Origin of the sequence: Enterococcus sp. PF1-24, assembly GCF_029893325.1 — a bacterium.
In the GTDB taxonomy this organism is placed as follows: domain Bacteria; phylum Bacillota; class Bacilli; order Lactobacillales; family Enterococcaceae; genus HY326.
This window is the reverse complement of sequence record NZ_JARXWL010000037.1, coordinates 1-19,096: the sequence shown is the minus strand read 5'-3', so window position 1 is coordinate 19,096 and position 19,096 is coordinate 1. Positions and strand designations below refer to the sequence as shown.

General features: G+C 38.0%; 22 protein-coding genes. 2 read left to right on the top strand and 20 right to left on the bottom strand.

Going from position 1 to position 19,096, the window contains the following annotated elements:
* Positions 1-249: 249 nt before the first annotated feature.
* The 20 genes from tuf to M2139_RS12650 form a co-directional block, all read right to left on the bottom strand.
* Entirely contained in the window at positions 250-1,437 is a 1,188-nt protein-coding gene (gene tuf / locus M2139_RS12745) for an elongation factor Tu (RefSeq protein WP_280739226.1), read from the bottom strand.
* A gap of 161 nt (positions 1,438-1,598) precedes the next feature.
* Positions 1,599-3,683, bottom strand: coding sequence for an elongation factor G (fusA, locus tag M2139_RS12740; RefSeq protein WP_280739227.1), 2,085 nt, complete (start codon positions 3,681-3,683; stop codon positions 1,599-1,601).
* Between the two features lie 73 nt (positions 3,684-3,756).
* A complete protein-coding gene (rpsG, locus tag M2139_RS12735; RefSeq protein ID WP_280739228.1) occupies positions 3,757-4,227 on the bottom strand; it encodes a 30S ribosomal protein S7 in 471 nt (156 codons plus the stop codon).
* A gap of 65 nt (positions 4,228-4,292) precedes the next feature.
* A complete protein-coding gene (rpsL, locus tag M2139_RS12730) occupies positions 4,293-4,706 on the bottom strand; it encodes a 30S ribosomal protein S12 (protein WP_280739229.1) in 414 nt (137 codons plus the stop codon).
* 311 nt (positions 4,707-5,017) lie between these two features.
* Entirely contained in the window at positions 5,018-6,202 is a 1,185-nt protein-coding gene (locus M2139_RS12725) for an acetate kinase (protein ID WP_280739230.1), read from the bottom strand.
* 67 nt (positions 6,203-6,269) lie between these two features.
* Positions 6,270-7,277: a class I SAM-dependent methyltransferase gene (locus tag M2139_RS12720; RefSeq protein WP_280739231.1), complete on the bottom strand. Its 1,008-nt coding sequence runs from the start codon at positions 7,275-7,277 to the stop codon at positions 6,270-6,272.
* A 168-nt stretch (positions 7,278-7,445) separates the two neighbouring features.
* Positions 7,446-7,832: a competence type IV pilus minor pilin ComGG gene (comGG, locus tag M2139_RS12715; RefSeq protein WP_280739232.1), complete on the bottom strand. Its 387-nt coding sequence runs from the start codon at positions 7,830-7,832 to the stop codon at positions 7,446-7,448.
* On the bottom strand, positions 7,789-8,175 hold the full coding sequence (gene comGF, locus M2139_RS12710; RefSeq protein WP_280739538.1) for a competence type IV pilus minor pilin ComGF: 387 nt from the start codon (positions 8,173-8,175) through the stop codon (positions 7,789-7,791). Before comGF ends, comGG begins: the two co-directional genes overlap by 44 nt.
* 16 nt (positions 8,176-8,191) lie before the next feature.
* Complete coding sequence (locus M2139_RS12705; RefSeq protein ID WP_280739234.1) at positions 8,192-8,515, bottom strand: hypothetical protein; 324 nt, start codon at positions 8,513-8,515, stop codon at positions 8,192-8,194.
* Positions 8,484-8,930, bottom strand: a complete 447-nt coding sequence (gene comGD, locus M2139_RS12700; RefSeq protein WP_280739235.1) for a competence type IV pilus minor pilin ComGD — start codon at positions 8,928-8,930, stop codon at positions 8,484-8,486. The genes M2139_RS12705 and comGD overlap by 32 nt, the downstream gene beginning before the upstream one ends.
* The gene (comGC, locus tag M2139_RS12695) at positions 8,914-9,213 is read right to left on the bottom strand and encodes a competence type IV pilus major pilin ComGC (protein WP_280739236.1); all 300 of its coding nucleotides are present in this window, start codon (positions 9,211-9,213) and stop codon (positions 8,914-8,916) included. The genes comGD and comGC overlap by 17 nt, the downstream gene beginning before the upstream one ends.
* Entirely contained in the window at positions 9,210-10,223 is a 1,014-nt protein-coding gene (gene comGB / locus M2139_RS12690; protein WP_280739237.1) for a competence type IV pilus assembly protein ComGB, read from the bottom strand. Before comGB ends, comGC begins: the two co-directional genes overlap by 4 nt.
* Positions 10,217-11,143, bottom strand: coding sequence for a competence type IV pilus ATPase ComGA (comGA, locus tag M2139_RS12685; protein ID WP_280739238.1), 927 nt, complete (start codon positions 11,141-11,143; stop codon positions 10,217-10,219). Before comGA ends, comGB begins: the two co-directional genes overlap by 7 nt.
* A 123-nt stretch (positions 11,144-11,266) precedes the next feature.
* Complete coding sequence (locus tag M2139_RS12680; protein WP_280739239.1) at positions 11,267-11,743, bottom strand: MarR family winged helix-turn-helix transcriptional regulator; 477 nt, start codon at positions 11,741-11,743, stop codon at positions 11,267-11,269.
* A 74-nt stretch (positions 11,744-11,817) separates the two neighbouring features.
* Complete coding sequence (locus M2139_RS12675; protein WP_280739240.1) at positions 11,818-12,591, bottom strand: type II CAAX endopeptidase family protein; 774 nt, start codon at positions 12,589-12,591, stop codon at positions 11,818-11,820.
* Positions 12,592-12,605: 14 nt separating this feature from the next.
* A complete protein-coding gene (locus M2139_RS12670) occupies positions 12,606-13,682 on the bottom strand; it encodes an alpha/beta hydrolase (RefSeq protein WP_280739241.1) in 1,077 nt (358 codons plus the stop codon).
* A gap of 142 nt (positions 13,683-13,824) precedes the next feature.
* Positions 13,825-14,475: a tRNA (guanosine(46)-N7)-methyltransferase TrmB gene (gene trmB, locus M2139_RS12665; RefSeq protein ID WP_280739242.1), complete on the bottom strand. Its 651-nt coding sequence runs from the start codon at positions 14,473-14,475 to the stop codon at positions 13,825-13,827.
* A 56-nt stretch (positions 14,476-14,531) separates the two neighbouring features.
* Positions 14,532-15,311 (bottom strand): phosphotransferase family protein, encoded by a 780-nt coding sequence (locus M2139_RS12660; protein WP_280739243.1) that lies wholly within the window; start codon positions 15,309-15,311, stop codon positions 14,532-14,534.
* An 89-nt stretch (positions 15,312-15,400) separates the two neighbouring features.
* Positions 15,401-16,621 (bottom strand): ABC transporter permease, encoded by a 1,221-nt coding sequence (locus tag M2139_RS12655; RefSeq protein WP_280739244.1) that lies wholly within the window; start codon positions 16,619-16,621, stop codon positions 15,401-15,403.
* Complete coding sequence (locus M2139_RS12650) at positions 16,621-17,394, bottom strand: ABC transporter ATP-binding protein (protein WP_280739245.1); 774 nt, start codon at positions 17,392-17,394, stop codon at positions 16,621-16,623. Before M2139_RS12650 ends, M2139_RS12655 begins: the two co-directional genes overlap by 1 nt.
* Positions 17,395-17,593: 199 nt before the next feature.
* On the opposite strand from M2139_RS12650, the gene M2139_RS12645 reads away from it, so the two are divergent.
* Both M2139_RS12645 and M2139_RS12640 read left to right on the top strand, forming a co-directional pair.
* The gene (locus M2139_RS12645; RefSeq protein WP_280739246.1) at positions 17,594-18,019 is read left to right on the top strand and encodes an HIT family protein; all 426 of its coding nucleotides are present in this window, start codon (positions 17,594-17,596) and stop codon (positions 18,017-18,019) included.
* A gap of 34 nt (positions 18,020-18,053) precedes the next feature.
* Complete coding sequence (locus M2139_RS12640) at positions 18,054-18,434, top strand: YtxH domain-containing protein (RefSeq protein WP_280739247.1); 381 nt, start codon at positions 18,054-18,056, stop codon at positions 18,432-18,434.
* Positions 18,435-19,096 lie beyond the last annotated feature (662 nt).

The following is a 19,096-nucleotide window of genomic DNA, read 5'->3' as shown; positions in this document are numbered from 1 at the left end:
TATTAGCCATTTTTATCCCTTCCTCTCGTTTTCAATATGGCCTGAACAACTATATTTTAACGATTGAAGGGACTTTTTGGTATAACCTTTTGTTTTCCACCCGCATAGCAGGTGGTTTTCTGTTTCGCTCGTTTCACTCACTCAACTGACTAAAGTCAATAACAAAAAAGCCCTCAGAGAAAATCTCTGAGGGCTATCTGTCCGAATACAATGTTGCTTATTTTACGACCTATATAATAGTAGGTTTAATTATGCTTTGATTGTTGTAACAACGCCTGAACCAACAGTACGTCCGCCTTCACGAATAGAGAAACGAGTTCCGTCTTCGATAGCGATTGGGTGGATTAATTCCACTTCCATAGTTACGTTATCACCAGGCATTACCATTTCAGTACCTTCTGGTAATTCAACTACACCAGTTACGTCAGTTGTACGGAAGTAGAACTGAGGGCGGTAGTTAGTGAAGAAAGGAGTATGACGTCCACCTTCTTCTTTAGTTAAAACGTAAACTTCAGCGCTGAATTTTGTATGTGGAGTGATTGTACCTGGTTTAGACAATACTTGTCCACGTTCGATATCTTCACGAGCTACACCACGTAGTAACGCACCAATGTTGTCACCAGCTTCAGCGTAGTCTAATAATTTACGGAACATTTCAACACCTGTTACAGTTGTTTTGTTAGTTTCTTCAGCGATACCAACGATTTCAACTTCGTCACCAACGCGAACTTGTCCACGTTCAACACGACCAGTTGCAACAGTACCACGACCAGTAATTGAGAATACATCTTCCACTGGCATCATGAATGGTTTGTCAGTGTCACGTTCTGGAGTTGGGATATATTCGTCAACAGCAGCCATTAATTCGAAGATTTTTTCTTCGTAAGAAGCTTCGCCTTCTAATGCTTTCAAAGCAGAACCAGCAATAACAGGAGTGTCATCGCCTGGGAAGTCGTATTCGCTTAATAAGTCACGAACTTCCATTTCTACTAATTCTAATAATTCTTCGTCATCTACCATATCAACTTTGTTTAAGAAAACAACGATGTAAGGTACACCAACGTTACGAGATAAAAGAATGTGTTCACGAGTTTGAGGCATAGGACCATCAGCAGCAGATACTACTAAGATCGCGCCATCCATTTGAGCAGCACCAGTGATCATGTTTTTAACGTAGTCCGCGTGTCCTGGGCAGTCAACGTGAGCGTAGTGACGAGTGTCAGTTTCGTACTCAACGTGAGCAGTAGAGATAGTGATTCCGCGTTCGCGTTCTTCAGGAGCGCCATCAATTTGGTCATAAGCAGAAGCTTGTGCCAAACCTTTTTTAGATAATACAGTTGTAATTGCTGCAGTTAAAGTAGTTTTACCATGGTCAACGTGTCCGATAGTACCAATGTTTACATGGGGTTTTGAACGGTCATATTTTTCTTTAGCCATTTTGTTATGTTCCTCCTAATATAGAAAAGTATTTTAGTTTATTTTGATAGGTACCTGAAAAACAGATGCCCTTATCATCGTAAGATATTTTACACGAAATCAACGAAAAAATATAGTTTTTTAGCTTCTCCTTATAAATTTCTAAGAAAAAAACTTAAAGATTATTCAGACTTGCCACCATTTTTCTTGATGATTTCTTCTTGAATAGATTTAGGTACATCTTCATAGTGATCAAATACCATCATGAAAGTACCGCGACCTTGAGTTGCTGAACGTAAAGTAGTTGCGTAACCAAACATTTCTGCTAATGGCACAATGGCATTAACGATTTGTGAGTTACCGTGCGCTTCCATACCTTCAACACGACCACGACGACTTGTAACGTGACCCATAATATCACCTAAGTAATCTTCTGGAACAGTAATTGTTACTTTCATCATCGGTTCAAGAATTACAGGATTTGCTTTCTTAGCAGCTGCACGTAAAGCCATAGATGCAGCAACACGGAAGGCAGTTTCATTTGAATCGACATCATGGTAAGAACCATCATAAAGTTTTGCTTTAATATCTACCATTGGATATCCAGCAAGGACACCATTGTTTAGAGAGTCTTGCAAACCTTTTTCAACTGCTGGGATGTATTCACGAGGAACCACACCACCGACAATCGCGTTTTCAAATTCGAATCCTTTACCTTCTTCGTTTGGTGTAAATTCAATCCATACGTGACCGTATTGACCTTTACCACCAGACTGACGTACAAATTTACCTTCTGCTTGTGTACTAGAACGGAATGTTTCACGGTAAGATACTTGAGGAGCACCTACGTTAGCTTCCACTTTAAATTCACGACGCATACGGTCAACTAATACATCCAAGTGAAGTTCACCCATACCAGAGATAACTGTTTCACCAGTTTCAACGTTTGTTTCAACGCGGAATGAAGGATCTTCTTCAGCAAGTTTTTGTAAAGCCACACCCATTTTATCCTGGTCAGCTTTTGATTTAGGTTCAACAGCAACTTGAATAACTGGTTCTGGGAACTCAATTGATTCAAGGATTACTGGTGCATCAAGAGCACACAATGTATCCCCAGTTGTTGTATCTTTCAAACCAACAGCTGCGGCGATATCGCCTGAGTAAACTTTGTCAATTTCTTGACGAGTATTCGCGTGCATCTGCAAGATACGACCAATACGTTCTTTTTTGTCTTTAGAAGCGTTCAATACGTATGAACCACTTTCAAGGACACCAGAATAAACACGGAAGAAAGTTAAACGACCTACGAATGGGTCAGTCATTACTTTAAATGCTAATGAAGCGAAAGGCGCTTCATCGTCAGCCGGACGAGTTGTTTCTTCGTCTGTCTTCGTATCAATCCCTTTGATTGCTTCAATATCTAAAGGTGATGGTAAATATGCTAATACAGCATCCAACATTAATTGAACACCTTTATTTTTGAAAGCAGAACCAGCTAATACTGGGAAGAATTCAACGTTGATTGTTGCTTGACGAATACCAGCAACTAATTCTTCTTCAGTGATTTCTTCACCTTCAAGATATTTTTCCATCAAGTTTTCATCAGTTTCAGCAACTGCTTCAACTAATTTTTCACGCCATTCTTGCGCTTGTTCTAAGTATTCTTCTGGAATATCAGTTTCTTGAATATCTGTGCCTAAATCGTTTGTATAGATTTCAGCTTTCATTTTAATCAAGTCGATAATCCCTGTGAAGTTTTCTTCTGCACCAATTGGTAATTGAATTGGATGCGCATTTGCTTGTAAACGATCATGTAAAGAATTTACAGAGTACAAGAAGTCAGCACCAATTTTATCCATTTTATTACAGAAAACAATACGTGGTACGCGGTATTCAGTTGCTTGGCGCCAAACTGTTTCAGTTTGAGGCTCAACGCCTGATTGTGAGTCAAGAACTGTTACAGCACCATCTAATACACGTAGAGAACGTTGAACTTCGATTGTGAAGTCTACGTGTCCTGGTGTGTCGATGATGTTTACGCGGTAACCTTTCCATTGTGCAGTTGTAGCTGCAGAGGTAATGGTAATCCCACGTTCTTGCTCTTGCTCCATCCAGTCCATTTGTGAAGCTCCTTCGTGAGTTTCACCAATTTTATGGATTTTACCAGTATAGTATAAGATACGCTCAGTTGTTGTTGTTTTACCCGCATCAACGTGAGCCATAATACCGATATTACGAGTTTTTTCTAGCGAAAATTCTCTTGCCATTTCAGCCCATATCTCCTCTCTTTATATCAAATTAACCATTGCTTTATTCTTCCTGCGAAATGCAGAGAGGATTTTACCAACGATAATGTGCGAACGCACGGTTTGCATCTGCCATTTTATGAGTGTCTTCACGTTTTTTAACAGAAGCACCAGTGTTGTTAGCAGCATCCATAATTTCTTTAGCTAAGCGTTCTTCCATAGTGTGTTCACCACGAAGACGAGCATAGTTAACAATCCAACGTAAGCCAAGTGTTGTACGACGTTCAGGACGTACTTCCACTGGTACTTGGTAGTTAGAACCACCGACACGGCGAGCTTTAACTTCCAAAACAGGCATTACATTTTTCATCGCTTCTTCAAAAACTTCTAATGGATCATTACCAGTAGATTCTTTGATAGTGTTAAAAGCATTATAGATGATATTAGCAGCAATCCCGCGTTTACCATCAACCATTACACGGTTGATTAAGCGAGTTACTAATTTTGAGTTATAAATAGGATCTGGTAAAACATCACGTTTTGCAACAGGACCTTTACGAGGCATCCGTAACTCCTCCTTCCGAAATATTTCTCTTTATAATAGTAGTAAGTTTCATTTGTAGATTAAAATTAAGCTTTAGGACGTTTAGTACCATATTTAGAACGACTTTGTTTACGATCGTTCACGCCGGCAGTATCTAAAGCACCACGAACGACATGGTAACGTACCCCTGGTAAGTCTTTCACACGTCCACCACGCATTAAGACAACGCTGTGTTCTTGTAAGTTATGACCAATACCTGGAATATAAGCTGTTACTTCAATCAAGTTAGACAAACGAACACGAGCATATTTACGTAAAGCTGAGTTCGGTTTTTTCGGTGTCATGGTACCCACACGAGTACACACACCACGTTTTTGTGGAGAGTTCACGTCTGTTAGAGATTTTTTGAAACTATTATATCCTTTGTTCAAAGCTGGTGAATTAGATTTTTTCACCTTTGATTTACGAGGTTTACGTACTAATTGATTAATTGTAGGCATTCCTTGTTCTCCTCCTTCCTCGATTCGCTCTTCTAGTCCCACACATCCAGGTGGTTCTTTTTAGGCGATAAAAAATAATGCATTCTCTGCATTCTTTATCAAGCGTACTTCGAAACACAGTCAGCACGTCCCTTTGAGAGAGACCTGTAGACAAAGCACCTTTGTTAGATTAGCATGATTTTGTCAAACTGTCAACGGGTTGAAAGAAAAAAATCAATCTTTTATTAGTTAATTCATGACTTTCCTCATAGCAGTGAAAAAAAAGAGCTGTTAAACAGCAAATCTGCTTAACAACTCTTAATTTTTACAAATTAGCCGCGTAGTCTTTCAACATCACGAGCAATTACTAATTCTTCATCTGTTGGAATCAAGAATACTTTTACTTTTGAATCTGGTGTAGAGATTTCTAATTCTTTACCACGAGTGTTGTTTTTCTCTTGATCTAATTCACAACCAAACCAAGTCATACCTTTAATTACTGCGTTACGTACGTAAGCATCGTTTTCACCAATACCAGCGGTAAAGACAATTGCATCCACACCGTTCATTGTTGTTACATAACCACCGATGTATTTACGAATACGGTCTGTAAAGACTGCGTATGCTGTTTGCACAGCTTCTTTATCAATATTCGCTTCTAAATCACGCATATCGCTTGAAATTCCGCTTAAACCTAGCAAACCAGATTTTTTATTCAAGATATCAATCATGCCATTAACATCAACGTCTAATTTTTCCATTAAGTAAGGAATCACAGCCGGATCAACATCACCAGAACGAGTTCCCATTGTTACACCTGCTAACGGCGTGAAGCCCATTGAAGTATCAATTGATTTACCACCTTCAACGGCAGTGATTGATGCACCATTACCTAAATGACAAGTGATGATTTTAGTTTCTTCAAGTGGTTTACCTAACATTTCAGCTGCTCGTTCAGAAACATAACGATGACTTGTGCCGTGGAAACCATATTTGCGGACTTTATAATCATTATAATAGTCAATTGGTAAGCTATATAAATAATTATGTTTAGGCATTGTTGCATGGAAAGAAGTATCAAAAACAGCTACACTAATAATTTCTGGTAAGATTTTTTTGAAAGCAGTAATTCCCATTAAGTTTGCTGGATTGTGTAATGGTGCAAATTCTGCTAATTCTTGAATATTTTTGATTACTTCGTCATCAATCACAACTGAATCAGCATAAGTTTCTCCACCATGAACCACACGATGGCCAACACCTGTGATTTCGTCGTAAGAAGCTAAAATTTTCAACTCAATTAATTTATCTAGTAACATTTTAACGGCTACTTCGTGGTCGTTAATATCAATAATCTCTTCGTATTTTTCGCCTTCACCATATTTAATAGTAAAGATTGAATCATTCAAACCGATTCTTTCAACAATACCTTTAGCCACAACTTCTTCAGTCGGCATTTGGTAAAGTTGCCATTTCAAACTTGAACTTCCAGCATTAATTGCAATTGTTTTTGACATAGTAATAACATTCTCCTTCATGATTTCTTATTTTTTTATTTTCCTTCATTATCGTGCTTCATCAGCTTTACAAATTTATATTCAAAGACTTCCAGTCTTCAAATTTTGTTAAAAATTCCGCCATATTGCTAGCGTCTTTCAAGCTAGCTAAATTGACTAATAAAACTTCTGGGGCTTGCTGCGCTTTGCCACCACGACGTTGCAACAAAACAATACTCTTGCGAGAGTCAGCCGTTTTAAATAATTCTGCTGGCAGCTGAATCATTCCTTGTAAATAAACTTCTGTCTCCAACCATTTCTTCAAAGCGTCACTTTGCGGTGATTCAATAAAATTGCTAGGTAGTAAAAACAAACCAAAGCCTGCTTCTTTTACATATTTCATACTTTGCTCTAGCAATAGATGATGAGCATAAGTATGTTCACCTTTAACGCCTACCACAAATTCTTGGGCTTTTTCATCATTGGGATAATAGCCAATCGGCAAATCTGCCACCGCTACATCAACCGGATCAACTAACAAAGGATTCAAGCTATCTTGATGAAAGTAATGAACATCGGCACCAGTCAATTCAGCGTTCGCCGCCGCTACTGATAACAACATTTCATCAACATCCACACCAAAACCATGAACACGCTTGCCAGCGATTTGCAAATTCAAAGCAATGGTTAACAGTAAATTTCCCATGCCCACCGCCGTATCCAACACTTCAAGCTCATCTTTTTCAACTAAACGTTGAATTAAAAAGACGAATAACAAACCAATGCTATCGGGGGTTAATTGATGATTAGCTTGCAAAGGTTCTTGGCGATTCCCTTTTAATAGTAGAATTTGCGTTGCTTTCCGCCACTCTTCCGGTTGTAAAGCCAAATCTTTCAAAGCTGCATATTGTTCCGCTAACTCAGTTACTATCTCAGGGGTTGGTTGATTATCAACCACACGAACTTGATAGTCATCAACAATATTTTCAATGGTTTCCGCATAAGCTTCAAGAAAAGGTACATCTAATGCTTCTTGTAACAACTTAATCGTTTTTTCTAAATGATTAAAAGCTGTCTCTAATTTTTGTAAAGACAATCTTGTCCCTCCACTTCAAACAAAAAATGTAACACTCAGTATACCTGTTCTATTTTAGACAAAAAAAGCAAAATAATCAATGGCTTTTTTAGAAACTCTTTGTGAATTTTCGAACGATTTTCCAATATAAATAGTTTTATATAAGGAAAATAAAAAGAGAAGCCCATTTCACGAACTTCCCTGTAAATCTGTATCATTTTCTGTTTCTTTCTGTACTTCTCGCAAAGGCTCATGAAAGGTAAAATTCCAGCCATCAATCTCAACTACCACGATTAAGTCCGTTTGTTCTGTATAACTTACTTTGCCAGTTGTGTACTCAATCGGATTTTCTGGTAAAGCTTCTTCCTGATAATAAGCTGTTAAAAACATTTCTTTCATCGTTTTCGCCAAGTATAAATCTCGGCTGTTAACATAGTATTCTTTCGCAAGTTGATAATCTTCGTACACCACAATAAAGACCGTCGAAAAAAACAAAAGAAACATCAGCGTTGTCAGCAACAAGCCTCCTTGATTATTCCCGCGGCAAAATCCATTTCCCTTGGCAGTGAGTTTCATCTTTAAACACCACCTCAATTTCTAACGTCTGATTCACTTGGTTTACACTAAAAGTTTTAACATCAGTTAATAAAGGTTGCGTCCCCTTACGCTTATCCACCCGTGACCCCACTTGCTTAATGTGAAAATCTTCCTCCGCTTTGTTGAAATGAATTTGATTATGATAGACGCCAGTCAATTGCGTATCCTTTAATTCCAACTCTAATTGTAGCAAAAAGACGTCAAATTCTTTTTCGCTAGCGTTGTCCACATTCCTTTGAATCCCTTGCATCATTTGTAGTAAGGCTGAAAAAACGACTAGCATACCACCTAAAACTAACAGCGCTAATAAACTTTCCAACAAAGTAAAACCAGCTGATTTAAGGTGTTTTTCGGGCAATGATAATTTCGTTTTCTGGCGTTTGTAAGCGAACTTCAATAATCTCACCTCGTTCTTCAACAAACTGATACGGGCTATCAGTTTGATAAAACTCCCCTTCTCGAAAGCGACACAAACGAGCGGTTTCTTCGTATAACTGACGATAAGCAACTTTTTTCGCTGTAATTTTTCTTTCATAACCTTGTAAAAAGACCGCTTGATCACTGACGGTAAAAACAACCACTGAAACAACGAACAGACAAAAGACGGCTTCTAACAAGAGATAGCCCTGATTATTTAATAATTTCTTTGGTATATTTGCCACTCCCCAACATAAATTGATAGTGGATAGCCATTTCTTTTTCAGGAATCGTAAATTTTAGTTTAACCATGCCGCTATAGTTTCCGGAAATTGCTTTAAATCTAATTTCTTTCACTCCGTTATAGACCATGGCATCGGGAATAACAAGCGCTATACCAGCTTTATTATCGCCAATACCTGAAAAACTTATAGTTGCATCTTCTGGATGATACATCATTTGTCTTGTCTTTTGTCTGACAATGGCAGCTTGTTGCGTAGCTGCCATGCGTTTTTCAAAGCGAGCAAAAAACAGACGCTCACCGCTGGTTTGTTGCCACTTTTCTAAACTAAGTGTAGGAATCAGCAAGAAAAGGCTAGCCACCATCAAAACTAATAAACTTTCTAGCAGCGTAAAGCCCCCATCATTCTGTTTTTCCATTGTTTTTCGCTTCATTATATTTTTCTAATTGTTCGTTTGTAATATATTGTTCATCCGCTAGTTTGCTAGGATCTGGCACTTCCTCCGTCTCGTTATCCATCATATAAAGTTGTTGCTGGGTTTCGATAACTTTCACAATGGCGGCATCGCCTTTTTTGGTAACTTTATCTCTTTGCGCATTGATATTAGGGATAAACAGCAATATCAAAATCCCAATGACAAACAGAACGAGTAACATTTCCAGCAACGTAAATCCACGATTATTTTTAAATATTTTTTTCATATTAAATCCTCCATATTTCCATAAATTGGTAAGAGCATAGCGCTATAAACTAAAATAATTAGCACCGCAACGAGTAAAAAAATCAGTGGTTGGATAAAGGTCATTAATTTTTCCATCTGGCGAAAAAAGCGTTGTGAAACTAATTCGCTATAAATCACTAATTCAGAACCTAACTTTCCTTTGACCTCTCCTTGCTCAACAATCATTAAAAACTCCCGGGTTAAAAAGGGATATTTTTGCAATTGTTCAACTAGTGTTCGCCCTTGGCGCATACCTTTTTCTAGCTCCAATGCCATTTCCCGCATGACATTTTGTTTCGGCGTTTTCTTCATGCAAAATAAAACTTGTTTCAGCTCCAGTCCTTCTTGAAAAAGTTTGCCCCACTCTAGCGAAAAATGCCCCGACAAATATGTTTGGTAATATTTCCGAAAGAACGGCAATTTACTTAAAAAAGTTGCTTTTTTCAAGGGGGATACCTGTCGGAAAAACACTTTACTGATTAAAACTAGTAGCATTACCAAAAAGGCGATTCCACCTAAATACAGCGGAAACTCTTGCAAAAAGCGAATCGCTAAATGCTTTTCATCCACTATGCCACCCGCTAATAGCTGTGGCAAAATGATTTGTCGCAACGCAAACATAATCCCTACTAAAAATAGCAACAGCAAACAAGGATAGGTAACTACTTTTTGCAATTCTTTTCTTTGTTTTGCCATTAAAAGCATTTGTCTTTCCATACTTTTTAAAGTCGTAATCAAATTGCCGTGCATTTCCGCAAAGCGGATTTGGGTAATTTGTTGTGGGCTGTATTCAGCCTTCAAAAAGCTATAACTCAAGGGTCTGCCAAGTGCTAAATTTTTTTGAAAAATCTTTAACAGGCGCTGATTAAAGCTGTCGGTTTTAGCCATAAATTGCAAGCTTTCTTTAAAAGAAAAACCATGTTCCAACAAATCTGCTAAATTCCCAGCAAAGCGTTGCTTATCCAATAATGATATTTTCTTTTTTAACATAGAGCACCTAGCTGTTCCGCTAACTGCGCCAAACCTTGCGCCCAAGTCAGTTCTGTTAAGACATCTGCCCCTTGATAAAAGCGGTAGGCACATAAAACTTGTGGTTTTTCCTGAATCATCAACATTTCTTGATAAATCACCCCTTGCAAACACTCGCTGATTTCTGAGTGGCTTTGACCTAATTCCAACAAACGGGCTTCCACACTAGCTAACTCGCGGGCATGAATCGTCGCAAAAACATAATGTCCCGTCAAGGCACTGCGAATCGCCGCTTTGGCGGTAGCTTCATCGCGAATCTCGCCGATAATTAAAACATCAGGATGATGCCTTAGAGACAGACGAATCAAGGCATCATAATCTTGGGCGATTTTGTCATTGGTTTGCAATTGCAAAAAGGCCGGTTCTTCAATTTCTACCGGGTCTTCAATCGTAATAATTTGGCCACTAAAGGTTTTGGCTAACTTGTACATTAAAGTCGTTTTACCAGACCCCACTGGGCCGCTAAATAAATACAACCCTCGCCGCGTTAAATATTGGGCAATTTTCTGCGGCTGAGCTTTTAAAGCATAGCTGGCTTTTTGATTACCAAATTGAAACAGCAGGCGAATCACTAAGCTTTCTCGCTGTAGATAATCCCCAACAGTTGATAAACGTAGGCGCAATCGTTCACCATTAATCCCATAAGTAATCGCTCCTAATTGCGCTTTGCGTTTTTCCCCAACGTCCATTCGCCCTAAATATTTAAAGCGACTGATTAATTGCTGCGCTTCACTGCTTAACAGCTTTTGCAAAAATAGCCGCTGCCCGCCAATTCGATAATAAACTTTATAGCCTTCCCCTTCTGGCAAAATATAAATATCTTGCCAATTTTTTTCACTTCCTTTCTGAATTAGCAACTTAGAGAATTTTTCAACATCCATCTTCATCCCTCCACTCATAAAAAAATACGCAATAATTTTCAAAATCAGCAAAAAAAGAATCAATAAAATCCAGAAAAGTCGCTCTGAATTTTATTGATTCTTTTATTAATAATTTCCCAATCGCTAAAGTTTGCGTCCGTCAGCTTCAAAGCCATCCTGTAGTTCTCCGTCAAACTCATATAACCGTTGCAACAGTTGCCAAAAAAGCGTCAACTCTTCATTAGAGAAGTCTTGAAATAACGTTTGTAAAAAATGCCATCCTTTAGCATTGCTTCGTTCAGCAACTTCCTTACCACTAGCAGTAACAACGATATTAACCGAACGACCATCCAAAATATTTTTTTCTGTTTTTAAATAACCTTTATTTTTCAAATTATTGACAATTTGAGCGGTGCTTTGCTTGGTAGCACCAATTTTCGTGGCAATTGCACTTAAGGTAACTTTTCCTTTAGGAATGTGAGCAATAGCAATCATCGTCATCAATTGCCTTGAAGTTAACGCCCCTATCACTTCATCTCCTGCGGCTTGAATTTTATTACTTGCAGAAAATAAAGTGGCATAAGTTTGCGAAATTAAAAATAAACGTTGTTTATCTTCCATAACAATTTTCCTTTTCTCTGGTCATTATCAATAACAATCATACCATAGATTTAAATTAATCTTTAAGAAACTTTTTACCCTTGCTTAATTTTACTTTGAAGTAAAAAACGTGTTGTTCCCCAATAAAAGAATAGACAAACAAGTAGCAAAGCAGAAGATAACCACAAATTCGAAAAATCAGCTGGATAAACATCTGTAAAAGAATTAAAACTGGCATGCAACAACATGCATAAGACAATGCTTTCATACCGATTCCAAAGAAGCGTTAATAAAAACGCCATACTCCCTATGAAAAGCATAAAACCAATTAAGTTGGTGGTATCTTGCCCCGAACCTTTAACTAACCACAAAGGCAGGTGCCATACTGTCCAAATTACGGATAAAATACAGGTTGACCAAAAGCTAGAAAATCTGTGTTGTAATTCAGGTAATAAATATCCCCGCCAGCCAACTTCCTCTAAACCACCACCAAAGAAAATCATAACAGGTAATTGTTGTAAGAATATATATACTGGCCCAATTTGTTGACTTCCACCTAACAACACCGGAAAAAAGCAAAAACTCCAGCCCATAAAAAATACAAGGAAATAGGCGGTTAAAGGTTGTTTAAAATTAATAATCTTCTTTTTAAACTCTCGATATTCTTTTGCACTACTCCTCTTTTTTTTAACTATTAAAGCACTTATCATTGGTCCTGCTGCACCTATACTGTATAAAGGTAAAGCTATCGGTGAAAATAAAGAGATTTTAGTAAAATGAGTGATGCCCGCAACAACTAACCAGCATAGCCACGAGATTGAAAATGTCAATATCAAGTATAATCGATTCGCTTTTTTTCTATCTTGCATCATTTCTCTCCTTTTTAAGCTATTTTTTCAACGTGAACAACAATCTCTTTAACTACCTGTAAAAATGCTTCAGGTTCTTCCAAATTCGGACTATGAGCCGAATTTTCTAAAGTGTAAAACTTTTTATCTGGGGCTACAATTTTTTCACAATAATCTTTGGCTAACGCATAAGAAACTTGATAATCATAGCGTCCTTGCAAAATATAAATCGGCACTTCCACTTCAGGAATACTTTCCACTAAATTGTCGTTTGCATATTCTTCGGTATCCAACTTATCATTAAATTTCAGCAAGCCTTTGAAGGCAGCGTATTTTTCGCCAAAAGTGTAACCTTTAAAAAAGAGCATATTTTTTAATAATTTAGTCGTCGCTGGCCCGTCATGACGGGTGCCGATGCCGTATTCTTCCAATAATAAATTATAGGCAGAAGCCTCAGGGTCAAAAGTCGCTAATTGCTTCAAGGCTTTATCATCGCCGATTTCTTTGGCATGTTCTTTCATATAGTCATAAGCCAATTTTTGACCGGCTTTTTGATGAACTACTTGCCCCACACCTAGATAAGCTTTATAAAGTTCTGGCTGCTGTTGAACCGTTTTAATTCCCAGATAAGAGCCCCAAGAATGCCCCAGCAAGTAAATTTTTTCTTGATCAAATCGTTCTCGTAAATATTCTGTTACCGCTACTGTATCTGCAATCATCTGCTCTGTCGTTAATGAATCCACATTTAACGCGCTAGGATTCGACATACCGGTACCTCTTTGATCCCAGTAGCAAACCACACATTCTTTTTCCAAGCGCGCTTGTGTTTCCCAAGCGTAAGACATTGAAAATTCTGGCGCACCCGGCCCACCATGTAAATACAACAAAACGGGTTTCTTTTGATCTTCCCCGCGAATAAACATTCCTTGTTTGATGCCACCAACTTCGATAAATGTTTTCTCATTAACACTTCCAGCAATCACTTCGCCGTTTTGATCTTTTAACTCAGGTGGTTTTCCTGGGCTGTTCACCCAAATCACCAAAAATCCAGCAATTACTAAAAAAAGTAGCAGTCCCAATAGGGATAATAATAATTTCTTCAACTTACCCATTAATTTTTCCCTCCGTAAATCTCGTTTAGTCATTATAATGACTTTTTAAAGATACCATAGGAAAAAACAGCTGCAATCAGCCTTAAGTATGATAAATAAAAAAAGCCTCCAGTAAGGAAAAATCCCTTCTGAAAGCTAGTTACTATTTTTTATCCGTTGGAAAACAGGCTTCTACTCGGTAAATCCGCTGTCCGCGGGCAGAAAATTTTTCTTCATATTCCGTCATAATATTCCCTGAATAATCACTTTGATGCAAATCCAACCACACTTGCTTGATAAGCATGCCGTATTGTGAAAAACTCCCTAAAGAATATTCAAACAAGCCTTGATTATCAGTTTTAAAGTGAATCTCGCCATTATCCCGCAAAATTTTTTCATCAACTGCCAAAAAATTTGGAGAAGTTAAGCGACGTTTTTCATGCCGTTTTTTAGGCCACGGATCTGAGAAATTCAAATAAATTTGATCCACTTCTCCTTCACTGAAATAGTCCGTTAATTCCGAACCATCCACATGCAACAGTTGTAAATTAGGCAGCTGCAACTCAATTTGCTTATCTAGCGCCATGGAAATCACACTTTGCTGCATTTCAATCCCAATATAATTTATTTCTGGGTGAGCTTGCGCCATGCCACTAATAAATTGACCTTTGCCAGTACCAATTTCAATATGTATTTTATTTTGATTGCCAAAGCGCTCTTGCCAACGCCCTTTCCACTCTTTCGGTTCTGAAGCTACAAATTGCGGATAACTAGCTAATAATTCCGCTGCTCCAGGTCTGTTTCTTACTCTCATAAATACTTCCTTTCCCGTTTTTTACTTTTAACAATTGAAAAGCTGAAGGGAAGCCTTCAGCCACTGAAAAATCTTTTTAATTGCAAAATATTGGCTTTGCTTCGACGTTGATCCCCTTGCAACAACAAGCGTTTAATTTCTTTGGCGGTACTTAAAACCGCATACCAGTGAATGCGTTCCAGCGTTTCATCAGTTGCTTGTACCCCGTAAGTCACCAACCACTTGCTCCATTTAGATAACGGCACATACTGTCCTAAAATCGTTCCGATATCTAAAGCATAATCCGCAAACATCACGGAATCCCAATCGACTAAATATAAATAATGCTGGCAAACCAGCCAATTACGGTGATTGACATCCCCATGAACCACGGTAATATTTTTTTCAGCCATTGTTGGTAAGTTTTTTTGTAAATAAGCCATCACATCTCGCAAGAAAGTGTGCTCTTCAAAAGCAGCCGGCAATTCTTGCAATAGCTCTTGCCAAAGCAACTCAGGCGTCATTGTTACGCCACCAATTTGCTGTAACATTTTTCTTAAAGATTCAGAATGATGCAAATGATATAAAACATCAATCACATCATTGCGGCTACCGATTTCATCAGGGGCTAATTTGCGACCATCAAGCCATTCTTGTGCCGTTAAAACATCGCCATTACCAGTTCTTTTCGTCCAAACCAGTTTCGGCGTGATGCCTTCTTTTGATAACGCAGCTAACATCGGCGTTGTATTACGTTTAATAAAAATTTGTTGCTCACCTTTTACACCAATATAGGTTTCACCAGTCGCTCCTTTAACAGGGCGCATCGTCCATCCTTGATCTAGCTGAAATTCCATGGTCCTTAACTCCTGTCCTTTTTTTACAAACATTCCTATTTTAATCGCCCAAAAAAACTCGTCAAGTCTTCCTTAACTAACCGACAAACTTAATATTTGTTATCCATTTTCGCCACGCGGCTTGGTAAATAAAATTTGATAAACACCGCCACTTCCGCCAAAAGGCAAGCCACTACTGCAAAACCTTCTAGCGCGAAGTTTAATTGTACAATCGCAATGCCACCAAAAATCACTGCTACCACTACTAATAAAACCGCCATTAATTTCTGTAAGGCGCCTACTTTTTGTTTCATTGAAATCGGATAAAGCTGTGTTAACACCATGTAATCAAATTGATTATACAATGGAATCAATTGGAAACCGATTAAATAGATAAACAACAGTCCAATTCCTAAAATAAACCATAAATCGCCTAGGAAAAATAGTAATCCGCCACCAATCACTAATAAACGAATATATAAGCCACTAAACTCTGACCCTCGCAACATTCTGCGACAATATAAATAGAAATAAGTATTACTTGGTACCTTTTTAATTCTCGCTAATAGCGGATCTAAATATTTGCGACGTTTCACGCTGCCGCTAATTCCTGGTACATCAGTAAACAAATTGATAAATTGATAAATTCGGTGCATCCGCTCCGCTTCTTGACTAATCATTTTTTCCCAATCAAGAGCGGTCTTAATATTTTTAGCATAAAGCCAAAATAGCCCCACAACGCCAATTAGAGCAATGCCTAACCCCAGCCATTGCTGAATGAAAATAGCGGCTGCTAAGCTGACCACACTTAAAACTAACCAACTAAGATTAGCCATTCGCTGTTGCTGTTGGGAATGTTGAAATAACCCGTAATAGCGGACGATTAACTGCCCGACTTTTAACACCCATAAAGTTAATAAATAGCCAACCGACTGACTTAACGGCTGCCCTAACGCCACACTTAACAGCGGCATACTCAGCCCCATCACAGCTGCTAATAGTACAAAAGGAAAAATGCAGGAATAAATAAAGCTTCTGACTAAATACTGCTGCATCTGCAATTCTTTCGGTAAAAGAAAAACCTTATCCGCCTCTTCCGTTAACGTGGCTAAATTCCCCGACATTAAAACCGCCAACCAGACAACTAAAATCGCCACAGCAATCAGTGGACTATTCTCTGGTAAACTAGCTAAAAATTGCGGATAATAAAAAGCAAAACCACCTAGAAGGAAAAGCAAAACTAGCATAAAATGGTCGTTAAAAACATAACGCAAATATTTGGCTAAACGCCTTTGATGGGTAGCTAAACGCTTTTGAAAAAAATTCCCCATTACTTATGCGCCTCCAGCTTGTTTTGTTGCTGCGTTTTTTCTAAGTCAGCTTCTTTGGTTAAGGCTACATAAATTTCATCTAAAGAAGAATCTGGCAAATTAAATTCTTGCCGTAATTCTGCCATCGTTCCTTGCGCCCGCACTTCACCATTATGCAATACCACAAAGCGATCACAATATTTTTCGGCAGTCGCTAAAATATGCGTAGACATTAAGATAGCTGCTCCTTGTTGGCGCATTTGATCCATCAACTCTAGCAAAGCATTAATTGCTAAAGGATCTAAACCTAAAAAGGGCTCATCAATAATATATAGGCTGGGCTCAATTAAAAAAGCACACAACACCATAACTTTTTGCTTCATCCCTTTAGAAAAATTAGCTGGAAACCACTCTAATTTATTTTCCAAACGGAACAAAGCTAACAAATCTTCCGCCCGCTTAAAAGCTTCCTCGGTTGGAATATCATAGGCCATCGCCGTAATTTCAATATGTTCTCGCAAAGTCAACTCTTCATATAAAGACGGCGTTTCAGGAATATAGCCAATTTGCTTGCGATACGCTTCTGGCGTGGCTTGTAAAGTTAAATCATCAATGGTAATTTCCCCTTTAGTTGGAGTTAATAAACCAATAATATTTTTGATAGTAGTACTTTTGCCGGCACCATTCAAACCGATTAAACCGACAATTTCACCATTATTCACGTCAAAATTAACGTTTTTTAAAACTGGAATCGGGCAATAGCCACCAGTTAATTGTTCTATTTTTAAAGTCATAGCTGCCTCCAAAATGAATTATTTTTCTATTATACCACGAAGTCGTGTAAATTATTTTACGAGTTAATTTCATTTTGACAAAAAATCCCGCTTTTTTCCGTCATCACAAGAAATAATGATTAATTAATGCTTTTTCTCAGAGGGCTTGTTATAATTAAAAGCAATTAAACAAATAATTCAGTAAAGGATGTTGCGGAATATGGAAAATTGCATTTTTTGTAAAATCAGCCAACAAGAAATCCCTAGTTATAAAATTTATGAAGATGAAGAGGTTTATGCCTTTTTAGATATTTCACAAACAACTAAAGGCCACACTTTAGTGATTCCTAAAAAACACGTTCAAGATATTTTTGAATATGATGAAGAGTTAGCCAGTCGCCTTTTTGCCCGCGTGCCAAAAATCGCCCGAGCTTTAGAAGCCGCTTTGCCAGATATGCTGGGCTTAAATGTGGTCAACAACAACAAAGAAATGGCCTATCAATCAGTTTTTCACAGCCATATCCATTTAATTCCCCGCTACAGTAAAAAGGATGATTTCAGTATTCACTTCGGCAATCATCAAGCGAATACTAACGCAGCAGAATTAGAAGCCTTAGCTGCCACGATTAAAAAGCAATTAAACTAAATCATTACTCGCAACAGAAAGGAGTTTAATTTCTATGCTTAAAAATTTTTCTAAAGGTTTACTCTTTGGTGCCCTTGTTGGTGGAACCAGCGGATTATTGCTTGCCCCTCGCAGCGGCAAAGATACTCGTCATAAAATGAAAAACGAGCTGGAAGAAATGACGGAATTAACGTTAGAGATTAACGACGGCATTAATCACCTTAAAGACGCTGTCGTTGCTACAGTCGCAACCACGCAAACCGTCTTACCAAGTTTTAGCGAAGACCTACAAAAAACTTTGCGAAGCTATCAATTTCAAGCGGAACCACGTTTAGCACAAATTAACGAACAAGTCGCCACTTTAAAAAGCCATTTACCTGCTAATCAAACAAAATCGCAAAAATTCCATTTAACTCGTCCAACTAAACAAGCTTAAATTCATTTGCTAGTCATTTAGCTTAAAAACTAAATGACTAGTTTTTTAATCATTCGTTATTTTTTGACGATTAATCCCTTTTAAAACACTATTCATTTCATTTACTTAGTTTTTTCTTTTATTCGTTATAATTTAGTCATTAAAAATTCACATTTTCCGATTATTATATATGTATACCAACTAAACAACCTTAAAAAAATTAAAATACTTTTTCATTTTTAACTTCCTAGCCCCGTTAGCAAATAAACTAACGGGGTTTCCTTTTATTTCGAAAAGCGGAGAAACTTGTTCTACACCCAAGTAAAGTGCAGAATTAAATATAGCGGTGTTTTCTACCGCGGATTTCATTCTCACTTTATCGAGTGGTGCAAAGTTTCGTAGCTAGACAATACGAAAAGCGGAGCGGGTTCGTTCAGCTCTCGAGCAAAATGCAGAATCAAATTATAGTGGCGTTTTTCTGCCACGAATTTCATTCTCATTTTGTCGAAGAGAGCTAGCCCGCGCAGCTAGACACCAAGAAAAGCGGAGAAACTTGCCCTGCACCCGAGTAGTTTCGTAAAGAAACCACAATCAGCACCACCCTTCAAAAGGGTGGTTTGCTCTGGGGCTATAAGCCCCTAAAACCGGCCAGCGCCTAAAGACGCTGGCTTTTCACATTTCAT